Raw genomic sequence first — 18,866 nt, forward strand, 5'->3', positions numbered from 1 at the left:
TACCTTGATTTCCTCAGCGGGGCGGCAGCTCTCCTGATCCGCGTGCTATCAGCTCTGACGGAACCACATACGTCTGCGGGGCCTGGGTGTCGCCGTCGATCCTGGCCAGGAGCCGCTCGGCGGCGAGTTTGCCGATCCGCCCGGGATGTTGCGCAATAACGGTGATGCCCGGGTCCATCATGTCGGCGAGGGTGAAGTCATCGAATCCGACGAGCGCTACGTCTCTGCTGACGCCCAGCTCCTTTAAGGCGCGCATCACGCCGAACGTGACAAGGTTCTGACTCGAGAAGATGGCCGTCGGCGGGTTCCCGGAGCGGAGCAACTCCAAGGCAGCCAGGCGCGCAGATTCCTCACCATGGAGCCCTTCAATAACAGGGACCGCTGAGGTCGGTATGCCGGCGCGTCCGAGCTCTTCCACGAAGCCGCGCCTGCGTTCGCGGGCGGTCTGGATGTCCACCCGGTCTCCCAGGTAGGCAAGTTTTGTGTGGCCGCGGGCGATCAGGTGCGCGGCGGCTTTGGCTGCTCCGACAGCGTTGTCCGTCACCACAGCGTCCGCCTCGATACCCACCGGTTCGCGGTCGATAAACACCATGGGCAGATCCCGGGAATGCTCTGGGACAACGTAGGACTGGCTTTTGGCGATAGGCGTCAGGACCAGGCCATCGACGCGCCGGCCCAGGAACGCGGCCACCAGGGCCTTCTCACGCTCCGGGTCGTCGTCGAGGCTGGCGGCGAAGACTGCAATGCCGCGGGCCATCAGCGTATCTTCGAGGGCCCCGGTGGATTCCGGAGCTGAACGGGTTCGCCACGCTCGGCAGCAGAAGCCCGATGGAGAGAGTCTGCCGGCCGGCACGGCGAAGGCTGCCTGCGGCCGTGTCCAGCTGGTAGTTAAGCTGCCGGGACGCGCCCAGGACCCGCTTCCGCATAGCCTCGGAGACGCCCGGCTCATCATTCATCACGCGGGAGACGGTCTTAATGCCCACGCCGGCGAGGGCAGCTACGTGGCGCATGGTGGGCCGAGTTTTAGGCGCATCCGTTCGGGCAGCACTAGACATCGTTGCCATTCTTTGGCTCTTCATCCCTCAAGACTTTTTGGCTTCATCGCTTTGACTCTACATTTCACTGCTGCTTATATGTGCTCTGACATCGTTGTCATACGATGCCGCCAATCGTGCGACATTCACTGCTGGTTCGATCGCATGTCCGGAAGGACGCTCCATACAGGCCAATACCGCCGGTTCCCCCACCCAACACTCCGCCCGCTGGCCTCCGCCAGGTCCGTGGACGGCTTCATGAAAGGCCCACCGTGCTCAAGACCCACCCCGGCACTCCCGCGGCAAACCCGGACGTCATCGTCATTGGTGAAGCACTCATTGACGTCGTGACCTCCCCCGCCGGCACCATCGAGCACCCCGGCGGCTCACCCGCAAACGTCGCCTATGGGCTGGGCCGCCTCGGTGTTCCCACGGCCCTCCTCACGTCAATCGGCGACGACGACCGTGGGGCGGCGATTTCAGCCCACCTGGCCGGCGCCGGCGTCGAGCTTCTTCCCGGTTCCAGATCCGAAGGCCGCACTGCCTCCGCCACAGCCACCCTCGCCGCCGACGGATCCGCACGCTACGACTTCGACATCAGCTGGGAACTCCAGCCGGTGGCTCCCGCTTTCCTTCCCAAGGTCCTCCACACCGGCTCGATCGCCACCTTCCTGGCACCCGGCGCCGCAGCCGTCAAAACGCTCCTGGAGCAGTCCCACCGGGAATGCACCGTCACCTACGACCCCAACGTCCGCCCCGCGCTCCTGGGCAGCCACGCCGAAGCACTCACCATCTTCGAGGGCCTGGTCCCGCTGACCGACGTGGTCAAACTCAGCGATGAGGACGCCCGGTGGCTCTACCCTGGGCTGGCCCTCGAGGACGCCGCCGCCAGGATCCTCGAACTCGGCGCCGGACTCGCCGTCGTCACCCGGGGCGCGGAAGGCTCCCTGCTGGCAACGCCCGCCACCAAGCTGCACATCCCTTCCATCACCTCCGTAGTGGCCGACACCATCGGAGCCGGCGACTCATACATGGCGGCGCTGATTTACGGGTTGCTGGCCCGAGGGGCCGACGGCCTGGCACCCGCAGTGCTGGAAACCCTCGGACGGACGGCGTCGAAGGCCGCCGCGATCACGGTCCGGCGGCCCGGCGCCAACCCGCCGACAGTTGGCGAGCTGCTCGCGGATCTACCGGAGGGAATCTCAGCCCCTGCTTCTGTGGTTGGGTGACAGCGGCTGCGGCCGCTTCAGATGCCGTCCAGGCGTTTCCCTATATCGTCCGTCGACAGCACGGGCTGGCGGTATTCGTCGGTCAGAATGCGCAGCATGTCCGCCGCCGCCTGCTCGTTGCCCGATGCCATGGCTTCCTCGGCGTAGATGACGCGGAAGTTGTGTGCGAAGGCATCGGCCGCGGTGTGGGCGATGCAGTTATGCGTCGCGACACCCGCGAGCACCAGTTCCTCGGCACCCCAGTTCCGCAGCCGGGCAATGAGGTCGGTCCCGGTGAAGGCGCTGTCGCGCGTTTTGATCATCCGGGGCAGCCCGTCTGCTTCCAGGCCGGGGACGAACTTTGCCTGCTCGGACCCCCGGAAGATGAAACCCTGATCGTCCTCCAGCATGTTCAGTGACCAGGTGGACTTGTCCCGTTCGTGCTCGGTGCCCACCAGCAGAATTTTCGCCCCCTTCCCGGTAAAGTCACTGATAAGCCGATTGCAGGCCCGGACCAGCTCATCCTGCCGAGGAGCCAGCCCGGGATCCTCGAAATAGGCGTTCTGCATGTCGATGATCAGAAGTGCGATCATTGCTGTCCTTCCATTCTTCAGTCGTCCGAAACTCATGGGTCAAGTACCCACGCCATGTGCCGGAATAACCTTTTGCCTGCTCCGTGGACCGCCCTGCACGCAAGGATTTCCCAAGGTGGGGGGCCCACCCTGACTGCAAGGCAAGCTCTGCGGCCGGGCAACGGCGGCTGGCCGCACGGGCCGGGACTCCTCGTCGCGGAAAAACTGGGGAAAACAGGGGGCTGTTGTGTCAAAAGGTCTTAAAGGCGCGCGTCCGGAAGGGCGTGCGGGCGGGCAGGCTGCTCCGGCCGGCCAATTGTTTGCGCTCGTGGCGTCCCATCGTTCCACCGGTCTGAACTTCCTTGCCCGGCTGGGCTCCGGCTCCCGGCGAATCACGTCCACAGCCCTGGCCGCCTTACCGGATGTATCCGGGGCCGTGGTGCTCTCGACCTGCAACCGCTTTGAGGTCTACCTTGAGACCGCAGCGGGATCTGCCCCGGGTGCTGCGTGCGACGGCGTCATTTCAGTCATCAGCAGCTGCTCAGGCCTTCCCGAAGGCGAACTCAGCGGATCCCTGGAGTTCCTGGCCGGCCACGACATGACCGAGCACCTCTTTGCAGTGGGGGCCGGCCTCGATTCGGCGGTCGTCGGCGAGCGTGAAATCGCGGGCCAAATCCGGCGGGCCCTGGCGGCGGCACAAGAGACGGGTACCGCAGGCGGCGGGCTGATCCGGCTGTTCCAAGCGGCATCCCGCGCGTCACGGGAAGTTGGTGCTTTGACGAAACTGGGCGACGCCGGCCGCTCCATGGTTTCAGTGGCCTTGGACCTGGCCGCAGCCAAGCTGGGCTGCGGCGGCACGGCCGGGCTGTCGGTGGTGGTGGTCGGCACGGGTGCCTACGCCGGATCCACCCTGGCGCTGCTGGCCGCCGGGCACTGCTCCAACGTGTCCGTTTTCTCCTGGTCCGGCCGTGCCGAGGCCTTCGCTGAGGCCCGCGGTGCTGCTGCCCTGTCACAGGCGGACCTGCCGGCCGCCATCCGGAACGCGGACCTGGTGGTCGGCTGCAGCGGACGCGGACCGCGTCTGGGAACGGGCGAGTTCAGGCGCTGGCGGAAGGGCGCGCAAGGGCGCCTCGTCGTCGTCGATCTGGCCTTGAGCCGGGACTTCGATCCGGAGACCGGGAACATTCCGGGGATCGACCTGATCACGCTCGACGACGTGCGGCTGGCAGCACCGAGCGAGCACTCCGCCGTGGTTCAGCAGGCCACTGTGCTGGTCCGGCAGGCATCCCTTCGGTTCGAGGAGGAGCGGCGGGCCCGCCAGATGGATTCCGCGATTGTGGCCCTGCGGGGTCACATGCAGCAGGTGCTCGCGGGCGAGATGGAGCGGATCCGGAACCAGCACGCCTGCCCGGCCACGGCCGAAGCCGTGGAGTTCGCGGTGCGCCGCGTGGTTCGCCAGCTCATGCACGTGCCCACGGCGCGGGCGCGGGAACTGGCAGCCGCGGGCCGACATGGTGACTACACTGCAGCGCTTGAAGCGCTCTATGGCCTGAATATAAAACCGGCAGACTCCGTTGATCCGGCAGACCCGGATGTGCTCGGGCGGCAAACGCTCACGGACTCCGCCCCGGGCTCCGCGAGGGAAAGCCTCGCAGCGCGTGCGAGCTGACCCTCGAAGGGGTTCCGCCGGAAAGCCAGGACAAGCTCTGGCCCCCGTTGCCCGTCGGGTTTAGCGTTTAAGCAGCTTCCCACAGGCCCGGCAGGAGGAACTGCGATGGACTCCAGGCAAGATCGAACCCACCGTCCCTTCCGCCTCCTCGGGGTGATCGCAGCCGCAGCGGTGCTCGCCGCGGCCACCGGATGCACAGGCTCCAGCCAAGGCCCGGAGCCCGGTGCCGCCCAGCCTCCCGCCGCGCAGTCCCCCGGCGGCACTCCACCGGGCGGGACGCCGGCAGGCGGAACGCAGGGGCACCCCGGGCCGGCGGCTTCCGCCCAGGCGATTCCGCAGGGTCCTGCGGATATCCCCTCGATCGTCACCAATGTGCAGCCTTCGGTGGTGACTGTGTTTACGGGCCGCGGCGGTCTGGGCAGCGGCGTGGTGTATTCAGAGGACGGACTGATCCTGACCAACGAGCATGTGGTGCGCGGGAGCCGGAACGTCGAGGTGGGCTTCGCGGATGGCCGGAGGGTGGCCGGCAAGGTGCGGGCCACGGACGAGATCTCGGACCTTGCGCTCGTGGAGGCCGAGCGGACAGGCCTCCCGGCCGCCAAGTTCCAGACCGACCTGCCCCGGATAGGCGAACTCGCCATCGTCATAGGGTCGCCGCTGGGGTTCGAAAACACAGTCACGTCCGGCATCATCTCGGGACTCCACCGCGAAATCCCCGGCTCGGCGTCGAGCAGCCAATCCCTTGTGGACCTGATCCAGACCGATGCTGCGATCAGCCCCGGTAACTCCGGTGGAGCGGTCGTCAACGGCCGCGGTGAGGTGATCGGAATCAGCGAGGCCTACATCCCGCCCTCAGCTGGCGCCGTTGCCCTTGGCTTTGCGATTCCGGCAGCCACGGCGGTGAAAGTCGCGGACCAGCTCCGCGAGGACGGCACGGCCGATCACGCTTTCATCGGCTTGGGGCTGGCGGAAATTACCGAACCGATCGCTAATGAACTCGGCCTGCCGGACACCCGCGGGGCGCTGGCACTCACCGTCCAGGAGGGCGGTCCGGCAGCGAAAGCAGGCATGCGTGCCGGTGATGTGATCGTAAGGCTCGACGGCGACGAGGTCGCGTCGCCGGAGGACCTGCTGGCAGCGCTGCGGAGCAAGAGCCCCGGCCAGACCGTGACCGTGGAATTCCGCCGGGGAACGGAGACGCAGGAGGTCAAGGTTGAGCTCGTGGCGCGCCCGGCGTCCTAGACCGAAAGTGGCTCCGCCGTTGCGGCGGAGCCACTTGCTTCCGCGGTTCAGAGATGCTTCTGCAGTGTCAGCCGAGCTGGCTGCGCAGGCGTTCCAACTCGGCCTTCGTGACGGGAAGAACGGTTCCATGGCGAGGCGCGCGCGGCAGCTCGTAGTCGGTGGAGAGCTTCCAGTCAGGGTTTTCGAGGCTGGTGCTTTCCAGCGGTATGTAGCCTCGGCCGCCGAATTCGTCGACGAACAGGTAGTACTTCTCTTCCGTGTTGGATTTGACGATGGTGGGCCCTTCCACTCCGCCGGTCCCGGCCTTCTTGCCTATGCAGTTGCCCATCAGCGCCCAGTTTCGCGGATTCGTTGCGGGCAGATCAACGGCGAGCAGGTCGTCAGACTTTTCCTGCATGATGTCCAGGCATCCGGAAACACGGCCTTCGTCCTTGGTGAACCGGTAGAAGGTGTCGCCTTCCTTGATGACCGTGGAGTCAATGACAGAGTTGCCGGGATCGTTCCACACCTTGGCCTCGGTAAAGGTGCGGAAGTCGCGCGTGGTGGAGTACATCATTTTGTTGTGCGTGCCGCCGGCGTGGGCGGGATCGTTAGCGTTGTAGATCTTGGAGGCCCAGTACACGACGTACGCGCCGATCTTCTCGTCGTAGTGCGCTTCCGGAGCCCACGTGTTCCCTGCCGTATCGGGCGAAACCTTCACGTGCCGCTGCTCGGACCAGTTCACCAGATCGGTTGACTCCCAGACCTCGATGTACTGACTTCCCTGGCGCTGCGAGGAGTCCCAGCTGGTGCCGCCGCCGATGGAGAGGTCCGTGGCGATCATGTAGAACTTGTCGCCCTCCGGAGAGCGGATGATGAAGGGATCGCGAAGCCCCTTGGTGCCGAGACCGGACTTAAGGACGGGCTTTCCGCCGTTCAGCTCGTCCCACTTGAGCGCGTCATTGCCGCGGCTGGCGGCCATGAAGATGTTTTCCCCGGCGAGGTCGTTGCCGGTGAAGTAGGCGAACGCGTAGCCCTCCTTGGCCTCCGCTTTCGGCAGCGGCAGCACGGTCACGCGGAATTTCTTCCTGATCTTCGTCTTGCCGATGCTGACCGTTGCATGCAGGTTGAGCTTGGCCGGCTCGCTGCCGTATGCGGGGCGCGTGACCTCGCCGGTGGCCGTGATGACCGGCTCGTCGCTTGACTGCCAGTCAACGTCGGTGCCGTGCAGCCCAGCTGCGGGAAGGGTGATGTTCCCGCGGATCGCCTCCGCGTCCCAGATGTTCAGGGCCGCGGCGGCCTCGCTGACCTTCTGCTCGTCGCTGATGTCTTCCAGCACCGTGACGGTGAAAGCTTTCGACGCAGATGCCCCACCCGAAGTGGCCCTGGCCGTCAGTGTCACAGCTGCGTTTCCTGTTCCGTGGGCGGGACGGGTTACGGCTCCTTGCGCAGAGACGACGGTGGGGTCCGAGGAGGACCAGGTGTAGGCGGAGCCGTTGGGTCCGGTAACGGGCAGCTTCAGATTCACGGTCACTGCGGAGGTGTCGCCGAGTGAGAGCTCCTGCAGGTCGAGGGTGACCCGCTGCTCAGGGGAAATGTACCCGAGCTCTCGGACTTCGCTGGCTGACAGGGCTCGGTTATAGATGCGGAAGTCGCGGACCTGGCCCTTGAGGTACTTGTCGCCACTGTAGACGGACCTCCCGAGGTAGTTCGCCGTCGTGGTTCCTCCCCCGATGCTTCCAGGCGTGATGGTGACGCCGCTCTTGCGGGCGACTTCCGTTCCGTCCTCGTAGAGGACGGCCGTACCGCCGTTGAGGGTGTACGTAAGGGTCTTCCACGCTTCGCGCGCCAGGTCCCGGTTCGCGCTGATGGTCTGCTCGGTTGACCAGTTGCCGCTGGCGATGGAGGTCCGGTAGGAGTTGCCGGTGGTGAAGAGGTAGCCGTTGCCGGCGCCGTTGGTGGTGTTGCCCATCCCCCAGATGAAGTAGGGGGCACCCTGGTCCGATGCGATTTTGACGTCCGTTGAGACGGTGATCGAGGTCAGCCCGCGCATGACGTCGTTAGGGAGGCGGACGTGTCCGTTTGTACCGCCGAGCTGGAGGCCCTCGCTGCCCAGTCGGGTGGCATCACCGCTGATCTCGCCGTTGCGGCCGTTCCCGGAGCTGTCTTCCACGATGGTCCCCGCAGGTTCCGTCAGGCTGTATTTCAGGACCAGCCCGTCGTCGACAGCGGCGGAGGCGGGTGCGCCGGCGGTGAGCCCGCCGAGTACCAGCGCGGCGGCAGTGGCGACTGCACCTGCAGTAGTAGTGAGTGCCGGACCCGTGCGGGCACGTACGTGTGGAGGGAGCATGGAGACCCTTTCATTCAGGGGCGGCCGGGAGCCGCAGTGTTGTGGAAGGCAATGGTGGAATGCAGTGGTTGGGAAGGGGAAAGCCCGGCTGTGCCATCCAGCCGGGCCTTCCCCGGTCAAGGCCGTGGCTTTGGTGTGCCGCCTACTTCCGGGCTTCTGCAAGCCGGATGAAGGTCACGGACTTCGGTTCAAACTCGTAGGTGAACTCGGCCCCGGCTCCGCTGAAGGTGCTGGCGGCCGGGGCGAGGTTCTGCCCGTCCGCGGTCTGTGTGAGAGTGGTTACCGCGGCATTGGTGCTGAGTTTGGATGCACCGGTGACCTTGACGTCAACAGGGGTCCGGGCGGACGAGGTGTTGACCACCTTCACGATCGTGTCCCCCGACCCGGCGTCCTTCGTGACAACGGAGTAGACAGGGTCGGCTTGCGTATCGTCCACGGTGCCCCACAGGACGTTGTCCAGGTACAGCTTCGCGATACGGCCGGTGACCTCGATCCTGATGTCGTATTCATGTCCGGTCTGGATCACCGTGTTCTTTTCGATGACGTTCGTCTTGCCGCCGTTGACGGCCTTTTCGACGACGGACTTGGAGTTGTTCCAGCCGCCCAGGTTCCACCAGAAGTAGTTTCCGGTGTCCTTGACGCCGAAGGATACGAGGAAGCCTTCCGAGCCGGCCAGCTTGGTTGCCTTGGTGCTGAGCGTGTAGTTGCTCCAGTCCGCGCTCCCGGCGGTCACCATGGTGTTCTGCGCGGTGGTGCTGGACTGGACGTAGCCGCCGTCCTGGATGGACCAGGAACCGGTGCCGTTGCCGGTCCACGCCGCAGCCGTTCCGGAGAAGTCGTCACTGAACAGGGTGGTGCCGTCCTGGCCGGTCACCTTGACGTCGTCATACCGTGCGGAAGTTGCCCACGTGGACAGCCCGATCTTTCCGGCAATTGGCGCCACGGTTGAGGCCGGGTTGTCCTGCGTGCTCGGCACCACCTGGGTGCCGACGTTGTTCATGAACAGCTTCTGGACCTCGTAGTTAGGAGTGGTCCGGACAGACGTGCCGTTGAAGAACATCAGGTCCGGGCTCCACTGGATGTTGGCTTCATTCGCGATCAGCGGCGCGTAGGAGGCCATCTTGACCACGTCGGCGTTCCGTTCGAGGCCGGTCATGTAGGAGGCTTCCGCGAGGGCATTGTCCGGCTTGTTCCCGCGCGATGCATACTCACCGAGGAAAACTTTGTAGCTGTTGCGGTCGTAGTAGTCGTAGCGGTCATTGTTGTTCAGGAACCAGGACGGTTCGTTGTAGTAATGCTCATCGACGAAGTCGACGCCCGTCTCTGCGTTGAATTCGGAGAGATCGTCGAATTCGGGGCCCTGGCTGAACGGCCCGGTGTTCCCGATGATTTTGATCTCGGGATGCGCCTTTCGGACGGCGTTGTAGAACTGGGTGAAGTATTCCTTGAACTCCGGCTTGTACTCCTCGTTGCCCAGTCCGATGCGGTCCAGGTTGTAGGGTTCCGGATGGCCGTAGGCGATGCGCTTGGCGCCCCACTCCGTGCTGGCATCACCGTTGGCGAACTCGATCAGGTCAAGCGTGTCCTGGATGTAGCGGTCAAGGGTTGCCTGGTCCGGCGCCTGCTTGGTGTCGCCGCAGCCGGTTACGCCTACCGGAACCACCGGCACAGGGACGGCCCCCAGGTCTTCGGCCCATTGGAAGTACTCCATGTAGCCCAGGCCGTAGGTCTGGTTGTAGCCCCAGAAGTTACGGTTTGCCGGGCGCTGCTCCACCGGCCCAATGGTGTCCTTCCACTGGTAAGTCCGGGCCCGCGTGTAGTTGGGGGCTGAGTACGTGTCGTAGCTTCCGGTGTTGACGATGCAGCCGCCTGGGAAGCGCAGGAATCCGGGGGTCAGGTCGGCAATCTTCTCGGCCAGGTCCTTGCGGAGGCCGTTTTCCCTGCCGTTCCAGGTGTCTTTGGGGAAGAGGGAGATCATGTCGAGCCGGACAGTGCCGGTCCCCTGGATCACCGTTGCCAGCCGGCCGGCCCCGGTGGAGGACTTCGGTGACAGGGTCACATCGTATTTGGCCCAGCGGTCACCCTTGATCTTGATGCTGGCGATGTCCAGGCGGGAGCCTTCCGGGGTCTCCAGGGTCACGGCAAGCGTGGACCCGGCAGGATTGGAAGTGCGGGCCCACACCGAATAGCTGTACTTTTTGTGCGCCTCGAGCTTCTGCCCTGCATTCCAGCCGCCGTTGCGCACCCCCACTCCGGCGCCACTGCCCGCGCCGGCGGCAGTGGCATCAATCTGCAGGTAGTTCCGGTTTTTTTCGTTCAGCCGGTTGGTGTCATTGACGACGGCGACTGTTCCGTCACTGCCCCGCCGCAGGGTTTCCCAGGCTGTCATGGGTGTATAGGTGCGGTTGTCGGCGGAGTTGAATTCAAAGGACCTGTTCTGGACAAGTTCCGCGTATATGCCGCCGTCGGCGCCCTGGTTGATGTCCTCGTAAAAGGCTCCATACATGGTTGAGTCGATCGACGGCCCGGTCCCGGCGGCGTTGATGCTGATGGTCCGGTTCTCACCGGCCTCGGCATTCGCGCCCAAGGCCGGTGCCAACGACAGCAGCGCCGCCGCCAGTGAACCCGCAAGCACCATGGTGCATGCCCGTCTGGCGGGTATTGATGGTTTGGATGGCATGGAAGGGATGGCCTTTCTCCTTTGAACGGTTCGCCGGCGCTATGACCCATGCAACTGCAGCAGTCCCTGCTGCAGTTGCATGGCGGACGTCAGAGCATTGCCCGCGTCAGGATGTACAACGCCGGTCTGGCTGCAGTGCCGCTCGTAACGGTGGACAGAAAACTGTGAACGCTAACAACGGCCGCCGGAACATGAGTATTCGGCATCTTTCCGCTGTTGTAAAGCATGACCGCGAAAATCGGCAGCCCCGCTGCGGGCACTTCTAGAATGTGACCGCGGCTACTTGACGCGATCAATTGTTAGCGTTCACACTGAGTCGCAGAGCGCATCAGCTCACTTGCAGCAACGGCGGTGTTAGAAGGCTCACGCCTGCATGTAACTACAGTCCGGGAGGATGTTGTGTTTAAGAAATCCCTGCTTGCGGTGGCCGCCGCATCAATGCTTACCCTCACTGCCTGCGGTGGAACCGCAGATGCCGGCAGCGCTGCCGGCAACTCCGGCGGTGACAAGATCACGATGGGCTTCGCCCAGGTCGGTGCCGAAAGCGGCTGGCGGACAGCCAATACGAAGTCAGTCCAGGACTCGGCCAAGAAGGCCGGGATCGACCTGAAGTTCTCCGACGCCCAGCAGAAGCAGGAGAACCAGATCAAGGCTATCCGCTCCTATATCCAGCAGAAGGTCGATGTCATCGCTTTCTCCCCCGTGGTGGAGTCCGGCTGGGACACGGTGCTGAAGGAAGCCAAGAACGCGAAGATTCCCGTCATCCTGACGGACCGGGCAGTGGACTCCTCCGACAAGTCCCTCTACAAGACCTTCCTTGGATCTGACTTCGTGGAGGAAGGCAGGAAAGCCGGGGCGTGGCTCGTTGAGCAGTCCAAGGCGAGCGAACCGGTAAACATCGTGGAGATCCAGGGCACCACGGGATCCGCTCCCGCGAATGACCGCAAGGAAGGGTTCGAGGAAGCTATCAAGGCTGATCCTGATCTGAAGATCATCGCCTCCCAGAGCGGCGACTTCACCCGCAGCGGCGGCAAGCAGGTCATGGAGGCCTTCCTCAAGAACAACGAGGACATTGACGTCGTTTTCGCCCACAACGATGACGAGGGCCTGGGCGCTATCGAGGCGATCGAAGCGGCTGGCAAGATTCCGGGCCAGGACATCAAGATCATCACCATTGACGCCGTGAAGGACGGCATGACCGCGCTGAGCAACGGCAAGATCAACTACATCGTGGAGTGCAGCCCGATGCTTGGCGACCAGCTCATGGATCTCGCCAAGAAGGTTGTCGCCGGGGAGAGCGTGCCCGAACGCGTCGTCACCGAGGAGACGACCTTCACCCAGGAGCAGGCCAAGCAGGTTCTCGCCAGCCGCCCGTACTAACCCGTACTGAACCGCGGCCCCCTGAATGTCCGTGCGGCGGCGGATCCGCCGCCGCACGGCACACCAAGCACGGCAGCCCCCGCAGGGCATGCCAAGCAGAGAAAAGACATGAGGATGAACGAGATCGTTCCGGTCGTCGAGATGACCGAGATAGCTATTGGATTCCCAGGAGTTAAGGCGCTCGACGGCGTCGATTTCCGCCTCTTTCAAGGTGAAGTCCACGCCCTGATGGGAGAAAACGGCGCCGGCAAGTCAACGCTGATCAAGGCCCTGACAGGCGTGTACACCATTGACTCCGGCACCATCACGGTACTCGGCGAACCGCAGCGGTTCTCAGCGCCCGCTGAATCCCAGGCTGCCGGCATCAGCACCGTCTACCAGGAAGTTAACCTCTGCCCCAACCTCACCATTGAAGAAAACGTCCTGCTGGGCCGCGAACCGCGCCGCCGCGGCTCCATTGACTGGAAGGGCGTGCGGTCCCGGGCCCGTGAGGTCATGGCCGAGCTGCAGCTGGACCACATTGATCCAGGATCGCTGCTGTCCACCCATTCCATCGCGGTCCAGCAGCTGATCGCTATCGCCCGCTCAGTGGAAATCAACGCGAAAGTCCTCATCCTGGATGAACCGACGTCGAGCCTGGACGCTGACGAGGTCAACCAGCTTTTCCGCGTCATCAGGGACCTCCGCGACCGCGGCGTCGCCATCCTGTTCGTCTCGCACTTCCTGGAACAGGTCTACGAAATCTCAGACCGCATGACTGTCCTTCGCAACGGCAAGCTCGTGGGCGAATACATGACCCGGGATCTTTCCCGCATGAGCCTCATCTCCAAGATGATCGGCAAGGACATGGAGGCCCTCGCCGAACTGGACCAGGCCCCTGCCCGGGCACGTGCCAGTAACGGCGCCGACGCAACGCCTTTCCTCCAGGCCCGCGGTCTGGGTAGAAAAGGGTCGGTTTCCAACGTGGACCTGTCCATCTATCCTGGCGAGGTGGTAGGCCTGGCAGGCCTCCTCGGGGCCGGCCGGACAGAGATTGCCCGGCTCATCTTCGGCGCCGACAAGGCGGACGAAGGCACCATCAAGATCAAGGGCGCGGGCCAGAAGGTCCGTTCCCCGCGCGCCGCCATCGACAAGCGCATCGGATTTTGCTCGGAGGACCGCAAGGAGGAAGGCCTCGTCGGAGACCTGACGGTCCGCGATAACCTGGTGCTGGCAATGCAGGCCAGCAAGGGCTGGGCGCGCCGCATCCCCCGCCGCATCCAGGACGAACTGGTGGCCGAATACATCGAGGCTCTCGACATCCGGCCGGCAAACCCGGACGCACTCATCCGCAACCTGAGCGGCGGAAACCAGCAGAAGGTGCTTCTGGCCCGATGGCTGGTGACGCATCCGGAACTCCTGATCCTCGACGAGCCCACCCGCGGCATCGACATCGGAGCCAAGACCCAGATCCAGAAGCTTGTCAACAAACTCGCGGCCGACGGGATGTCCATTCTCTTCATCTCCTCTGAGCTCGAGGAAGTGCTGCGCGTAAGCGACCGCCTCGCGGTCATCAAGGACAGGGCGATGGTCGCCGAAATCAACAACGACGGCGTCTCCGTAGAAGACGTTATGACGGTCATCGCCGGGGGCGCCCAGTGAAATCCCTTCTCAAACACCGCCTAGCGTGGCCGGTCATCGCCCTCGCAGCGCTGCTGCTGCTGAACCAGGTATTCCGGCCCGACTTCCTGAGCCTCAGGATGCAGGACGGGCACCTGTACGGCAGCCTCATCGATATCATGCGCAACGGCGCTCCGACCATCCTCATCGCCTTGGGCATGACCATGGTCATCGCCACCCGGGGCATCGACCTGTCGGTAGGCGCCGTGGTGGCGATCGCCGGCGCGGCCTCGTGCGCGTACATTGCAGCCTCGCCCGATCCCGGTTCGCCAGTGACAGCCGCCATGGCGGTTCTCATCGCAGTGATCGCCGGCCTTGTCCTCGGCGCATGGAACGGCTTCCTGGTCTCCACCATCGGCGTGCAGCCAATCATTGCCACGCTGGTGCTTATGACGGCCGGGCGCGGCATCGCCCAGCTCATCACCGGCGGCCAGATCATTTCCGTCTCGAATGACCACTACAAGTCAATCGGCGCCGGGTACCTCTTCACGCTTCCCATTTCCATCCTGATCACCGCCGCTGTCTTCGCCCTGGCGGCGGTCCTCACCCGCCGCACGGCATTGGGAACCCTGATCGAAGCCGTCGGCATCAATCCCGTCGCCAGCCGCCTGGCCGGACTCCGCTCACGGAACATCATCTGGATCGTCTACGTCTTCAGCGCCGTCTGCGCTGCCATCGCCGGCCTCATGATCAGCTCCAACGTCACGGCGGCCGACGCCAACAACGCCGGCCTCTACATCGAAATGGACGCCATCCTCGCAGTTGTCATCGGCGGCACCTCGCTGGCAGGCGGGCGGTACACACTGGTGGGGACCGTCGTCGGGGCTTTCATCATCCAGACACTGACCACCACGGTCTATACGCTTGGGATTCCGCCGGAGGTGACCCTGGTGTTCAAAGCCCTCGTCGTCATCACCGTCTGCCTCCTGCAGGCGCCCAAGGCGCGGAACCTGCTCAGCCGCCTCAAGGCAGCACCCAAGCCCGCCGCAAAGGAAGCCGCCAAGGAAAAGGTCGCCATCTAATGTCCCCCCTGTCCACGCTTACGCCCCTGGCCGTCAAGAAACCGTCACCGGCGCGCAGCCGCCTCCACGGAGCTGCGCGCTACGCACCGACGCTTGCCACGGTGGGCCTGTTCATCGCCATGTTCGCCGTCGGGGCCGGAATGTACCCGAGCTTCCTTTCCGGCCAGGTCTTCCTGAACATCTTCATCGACAACACCTTCCTCATTGTGCTCGCCGTCGGCATGACCTTTGTGATTCTTACCGGCGGCATCGACCTTTCGGTGGGAGCCGTCGTCGCACTGTCCATGATGGTGAGCGCCACGCTCCTGCAGCAGGGCTGGAACCCAGGGGCCGTCATCGTCCTGGTGCTGCTCATCGGCGGCGGGCTGGGACTCCTGATGGGCCTGATCATCCAGTACTTCGACATCCAGCCTTTCATAGTCACCCTGGCTGGCATGTTCCTGGCCCGCGGCCTCTGCTACGTCATCAGCCTCGACTCCATCCCCGTTAATGAGCCGTTCTTCACGGGCATGGCCCAGGCGCAGATTCCCCTGCCCGGGGACCTCTTCGTCTCGCCGGGCGTCCTCCTGGCGCTTGGAATTGTGGCCGCGGCCTTCTTCGTCCTGCACCACACGCGCTTCGGCCGTACGGTCTACGCGGTCGGCGGCAACGAGCACTCCGCCATGCTGATGGGCCTGCCCGTGAAGACCACCAAGATCCTGGTCTACGCCTTGAGCGGCCTCTGCTCCGCCATTGCCGGCATTCTGTTCTCCTTCTACAGCCTCTCCGGCTACAGCCTCGCGGCCCAGGGCATGGAGCTGGACGCCATCGCGGCGGTTGTCATCGGCGGCACGCTTCTGACCGGCGGCACCGGCTATGTCCTGGGATCAGTGGTAGGCGTGCTTGTGCTGGGAATCGTCCAGACTTTCATCGCTTACGACGGGACCCTCAGCTCCTGGTGGACAAAGATCGTCATCGGCGGCCTGCTCCTCGTTTTCATCCTGCTGCAGCGGCTCTTCGGCAGGAAAACACGTTGATCCCTGCCTCACCTGCCTCTTTCCCTCCCGCACGTCGAAAGGACGTTTCCAGCATGAATGTTCCCGTTACCCGCCCCTTTTCCCGCCGCGCACTCCTCGGCTCCGGCACAGCCGCAGCCGCAGTACTTGCCGCGGCCGGAGCCGGTTCCCTCGTTGCGGCGCCGGCCGCAGCCGCAGCGGCCGGCTCAGATCCGCTGAACAACCCGGTAGTTCCGCAGCGTGCCGATCCTTGGCTCATGAAGCACACGGACGGCAAATACTACTTCACCGGCTCCGTCCCTGAGTATGACCGGATCATCGTGCGCTCCTCCTCCACCATCTCCGGACTGGGCAGCTCCCCGGAAGCAGTCGTCTGGACACGGCCGACCAGCGGAACAATGGGCGGCCACATCTGGGCGCCGGAGCTGCACCACTTCGACGGGAAATGGCACATCTACTTTGCCGCCGGCGACAGCAGCGATGTCTTCCGTGTGCGCATCTACGTCATTTCCACTGCCGCAGCTGACCCAACCACCGCCGTGTGGGAGCCGCCGGTTCGCGTGTTTACCCATGCAGACACCTTCTCGCTGGACGCCACCACCTTCGAACATGCCGGCACGCGCTACCTGCTCTGGGCCCAGAGCGATACCGGCGTGAACTCCAGCCTGTACATCGCCTCCATGTCGTCGCCCTCCACTCTTTCCAGTACTCCCGTCCGCATTGCGGTCCCGACGATGGACTGGGAGACGCGCGGATTCAAAGTCAACGAAGGGGCTGCGGTGATCAAGCGGAACGGCCGTATCTTCGTCACCTTCTCCGCCAGCGCCACCGATGCCAATTACTGCATGGGACTCCTGACCGCGGACGAAAATGCCGACCTGCTGGACGTCGCTTCCTGGACAAAAACCCCAACCCCGGTTTTCACCACCAACGAGGGGTCAAAGCAGTACGGTCCGGGACACAACTCCTTCACAACGGATGAAGCAGGCAACGACGTGCTCGTGTACCACGCGCGGTCCTACCGCGCCATCGTCGGCGACCCCCTCTACGACCCCAACCGGCACGCGCGCGTCCAGCGGCTGCACTGGAACGCCGACGGCACACCAAATTTCGGTGTTCCAGTCGGGGATGGAGAGCTTCCGGTGCGGCTGGAACCTGCCGCCGCTCGGGGCACCTACCTGGCCCACGACGGTACGGTGGTCACGGCCGCCCCTTCCCCCTCCCTGGGAGCATCCCAATTCCGGATTGCCCCAGGCTACGCCAAGAAGAACTCGGTGGTCATCGAACCGGTCCTGACCAAAGGGCGCTATCTCCGGGTGCAGGGGTCAGCCGTCTCCATCGCTGCCACCGAGGGATCATCGTCGGGCTTCCTCGAACGGGCCGGCCTCTCCGACCGGGCAGGCGTGTCCTTTGAGGCTGTCGACTTCCCGGGCTCCTATTTGGTTCTTCGCGAGGGGGCTTTGGCTCTGGCAAAGGTCGGCAAGAGTGAGCGGCTGGCGGCCACGTTCTTCCTGAGCTCATAGCTTCAGCGGTGCAGGGCTGGCAGCTGCCCCCGGCCCTGCACCCTCCGTCTTCGGCACTTCCCTTTTTCCGGAGTGCCTGTTGCCATGGGCGTGACCAACCTGTGTCTTGCTTCACAGGGATGCCGCGGATAGTATTGTCCTCAATTGTTAGCGCTAACAGATATATTTGCGCAGCCGGGGTACCTGCTCCCGGCATAACAGCTTCCGTCGCCGGTCCTGCGGAACGGCTTCGGTACGCCGGACACAAGTGGCCGGCCCCGGCGAAAAGCACATACGCTTTCCGCTCAAGCACCGATTCGTGGCCCAGCCAGGCCACGGAAGGAGAAAAACGTGAGAATTAAGAAGCTCCTGGGCGCCGTCGCCGTCGTCCTGGCTGTTACGGTAGGCGCCACCGGCTGCGGCAGCCGGCCCGGCGCCGCCGCTGCAACCGGCAGCGCCGACGCTGCCGGTGCACTGGTGGGGATCTCGATGCCGACGCAGACGTCTGAGCGGTGGATTGCCGACGGCAAGAACGTCTCGGAATCCCTGACCAAGCTTGGCTACAAGACGGACCTCCAGTACGCCAACGACGACATCCCTACCCAGGTCTCGCAGATTGAGAACATGCTGACCAAGGGTGCCAAGTCCCTGATCATCGCTGCGATCGACGGCACCACACTGACGGATGTCCTGGCCAAGGCGAAGGAGCAGAACGTCAAGGTCATCGCCTATGACCGCCTGATCAACGGAACGCCCAACGTGGATTACTACACCACCTTCGACAATTACGAGGTAGGTGTTCAGCAGGCAACGTCCCTGCTGACAGGCCTGGGCCTGATCGATGCTTCCGGCAAGAAGGTGGATGGCAAGGGCCCGTTCAACGTGGAGCTGTTCGCCGGCAGCCCGGACGACAACAACGCCAACTTCTTCTGGACCGGCGCCATGGACACCCTCAAGCCGTATCTGGACGCCGGCACTATCAAGGTACCCAGCGGCCAGACGAAGTTTGAGCAGGCCGCCATTCTGCGCTGGCAGGCTGCCACCGCCCAGAAGAGAATGGAAGACATCCTCACCGCTGCATACGGGTCCGGCAAGAAGCTCGACGGCGTGCTGTCTCCTTACGACGGGCTCTCCATCGGCATCATCTCCGCACTGACCAGCACCGGCGGCTACTCCAAGGGCGCCCTTCCGGTTGTGACCGGCCAGGACGCAGAAAAGGGCTCGGTGAAGTCCATCGTTGCCGGGGAACAGTACTCCACGATCTTCAAGGACACCCGCAAACTCGGCGAGCAGGCCGTGAAGATGGTGGACGCGGTCCTGAAGGACGAGGAGCCGGAGACCAACGACACCGAGACCTACAACAACAAGGTCAAGGTGGTTCCGTCCTACCTGCTGAAGTCTGTCATCGTCACCAAGGACAACCACAAGCAGGAACTGATCGATTCCGGTTACTACACAGTCGCCGACATTAAGTAGCAGCCTCTTATCCACAGGTAAGCCGGGGGCCCTGCAACCGCAGGGCCCCCGGGCTTATTCACCAGATCAGCTCACCGGACAGAGCAGTTCAACAAAAA

Annotated in this window: 12 protein-coding genes and 1 pseudogene; 9 read left to right on the forward strand and 4 right to left on the reverse strand. The window is 64.0% G+C overall.

The window, feature by feature from the left end; genetic code table 11:
* Positions 1-13: 13 nt before the first annotated feature.
* A pseudogene (locus M1E01_RS17630) lies at positions 14-1,010 on the reverse strand (LacI family DNA-binding transcriptional regulator).
* Between the two features lie 296 nt (positions 1,011-1,306).
* Between M1E01_RS17630 and M1E01_RS17635 the strand changes: the two are divergent.
* Entirely contained in the window at positions 1,307-2,263 is a 957-nt protein-coding gene (locus M1E01_RS17635) for a carbohydrate kinase family protein (protein WP_457972815.1), read from the forward strand.
* A 17-nt stretch (positions 2,264-2,280) separates the two neighbouring features.
* On the opposite strand, the gene M1E01_RS17640 is transcribed toward M1E01_RS17635, so the two are convergent.
* Positions 2,281-2,835: a cysteine hydrolase family protein gene (locus M1E01_RS17640; RefSeq protein ID WP_457972816.1), complete on the reverse strand. Its 555-nt coding sequence runs from the start codon at positions 2,833-2,835 to the stop codon at positions 2,281-2,283.
* Between the two features lie 307 nt (positions 2,836-3,142).
* On the opposite strand from M1E01_RS17640, the gene M1E01_RS17645 reads away from it, so the two are divergent.
* Complete coding sequence (locus M1E01_RS17645) at positions 3,143-4,483, forward strand: glutamyl-tRNA reductase (RefSeq protein WP_457972817.1); 1,341 nt, start codon at positions 3,143-3,145, stop codon at positions 4,481-4,483.
* Between the two features lie 105 nt (positions 4,484-4,588).
* The gene (locus M1E01_RS17650; protein ID WP_457972818.1) at positions 4,589-5,725 is read left to right on the forward strand and encodes a S1C family serine protease; all 1,137 of its coding nucleotides are present in this window, start codon (positions 4,589-4,591) and stop codon (positions 5,723-5,725) included.
* Between the two features lie 67 nt (positions 5,726-5,792).
* On the opposite strand, the gene M1E01_RS17655 is transcribed toward M1E01_RS17650, so the two are convergent.
* On the reverse strand, positions 5,793-8,054 hold the full coding sequence (locus M1E01_RS17655) for an immunoglobulin-like domain-containing protein (protein ID WP_457972819.1): 2,262 nt from the start codon (positions 8,052-8,054) through the stop codon (positions 5,793-5,795).
* A gap of 142 nt (positions 8,055-8,196) precedes the next feature.
* On the reverse strand, positions 8,197-10,734 hold the full coding sequence (locus M1E01_RS17660; protein WP_457972820.1) for an alpha-L-arabinofuranosidase C-terminal domain-containing protein: 2,538 nt from the start codon (positions 10,732-10,734) through the stop codon (positions 8,197-8,199).
* 399 nt (positions 10,735-11,133) lie between these two features.
* On the opposite strand from M1E01_RS17660, the gene M1E01_RS17665 reads away from it, so the two are divergent.
* The 6 genes from M1E01_RS17665 (at position 11,134) to chvE (ending at position 18,768) form a co-directional block, all read left to right on the forward strand.
* The gene (locus M1E01_RS17665; RefSeq protein WP_457972821.1) at positions 11,134-12,114 is read left to right on the forward strand and encodes an ABC transporter substrate-binding protein; all 981 of its coding nucleotides are present in this window, start codon (positions 11,134-11,136) and stop codon (positions 12,112-12,114) included.
* Between the two features lie 114 nt (positions 12,115-12,228).
* The gene (locus M1E01_RS17670) at positions 12,229-13,755 is read left to right on the forward strand and encodes a sugar ABC transporter ATP-binding protein (RefSeq protein ID WP_457975012.1); all 1,527 of its coding nucleotides are present in this window, start codon (positions 12,229-12,231) and stop codon (positions 13,753-13,755) included.
* The gene (locus M1E01_RS17675) at positions 13,752-14,795 is read left to right on the forward strand and encodes an ABC transporter permease (protein ID WP_457972822.1); all 1,044 of its coding nucleotides are present in this window, start codon (positions 13,752-13,754) and stop codon (positions 14,793-14,795) included. The genes M1E01_RS17670 and M1E01_RS17675 overlap by 4 nt, the downstream gene beginning before the upstream one ends.
* A complete protein-coding gene (gene yjfF / locus M1E01_RS17680) occupies positions 14,795-15,811 on the forward strand; it encodes a galactofuranose ABC transporter, permease protein YjfF (RefSeq protein WP_457972824.1) in 1,017 nt (338 codons plus the stop codon). The genes M1E01_RS17675 and yjfF overlap by 1 nt, the downstream gene beginning before the upstream one ends.
* A 53-nt stretch (positions 15,812-15,864) precedes the next feature.
* Entirely contained in the window at positions 15,865-17,313 is a 1,449-nt protein-coding gene (locus M1E01_RS17685) for a family 43 glycosylhydrolase (protein ID WP_457972825.1), read from the forward strand.
* Between the two features lie 330 nt (positions 17,314-17,643).
* Positions 17,644-18,768 carry a multiple monosaccharide ABC transporter substrate-binding protein gene (gene chvE / locus M1E01_RS17690; protein WP_457972826.1) on the forward strand — a complete coding sequence of 375 codons (1,125 nt, stop codon included), beginning with the start codon at positions 17,644-17,646 and terminating at the stop codon, positions 18,766-18,768.
* The last annotated feature ends 98 nt before the right edge of the window (positions 18,769-18,866 follow it).

The sequence above is a fragment of the Arthrobacter sp. D1-17 genome (assembly GCF_054130535.1).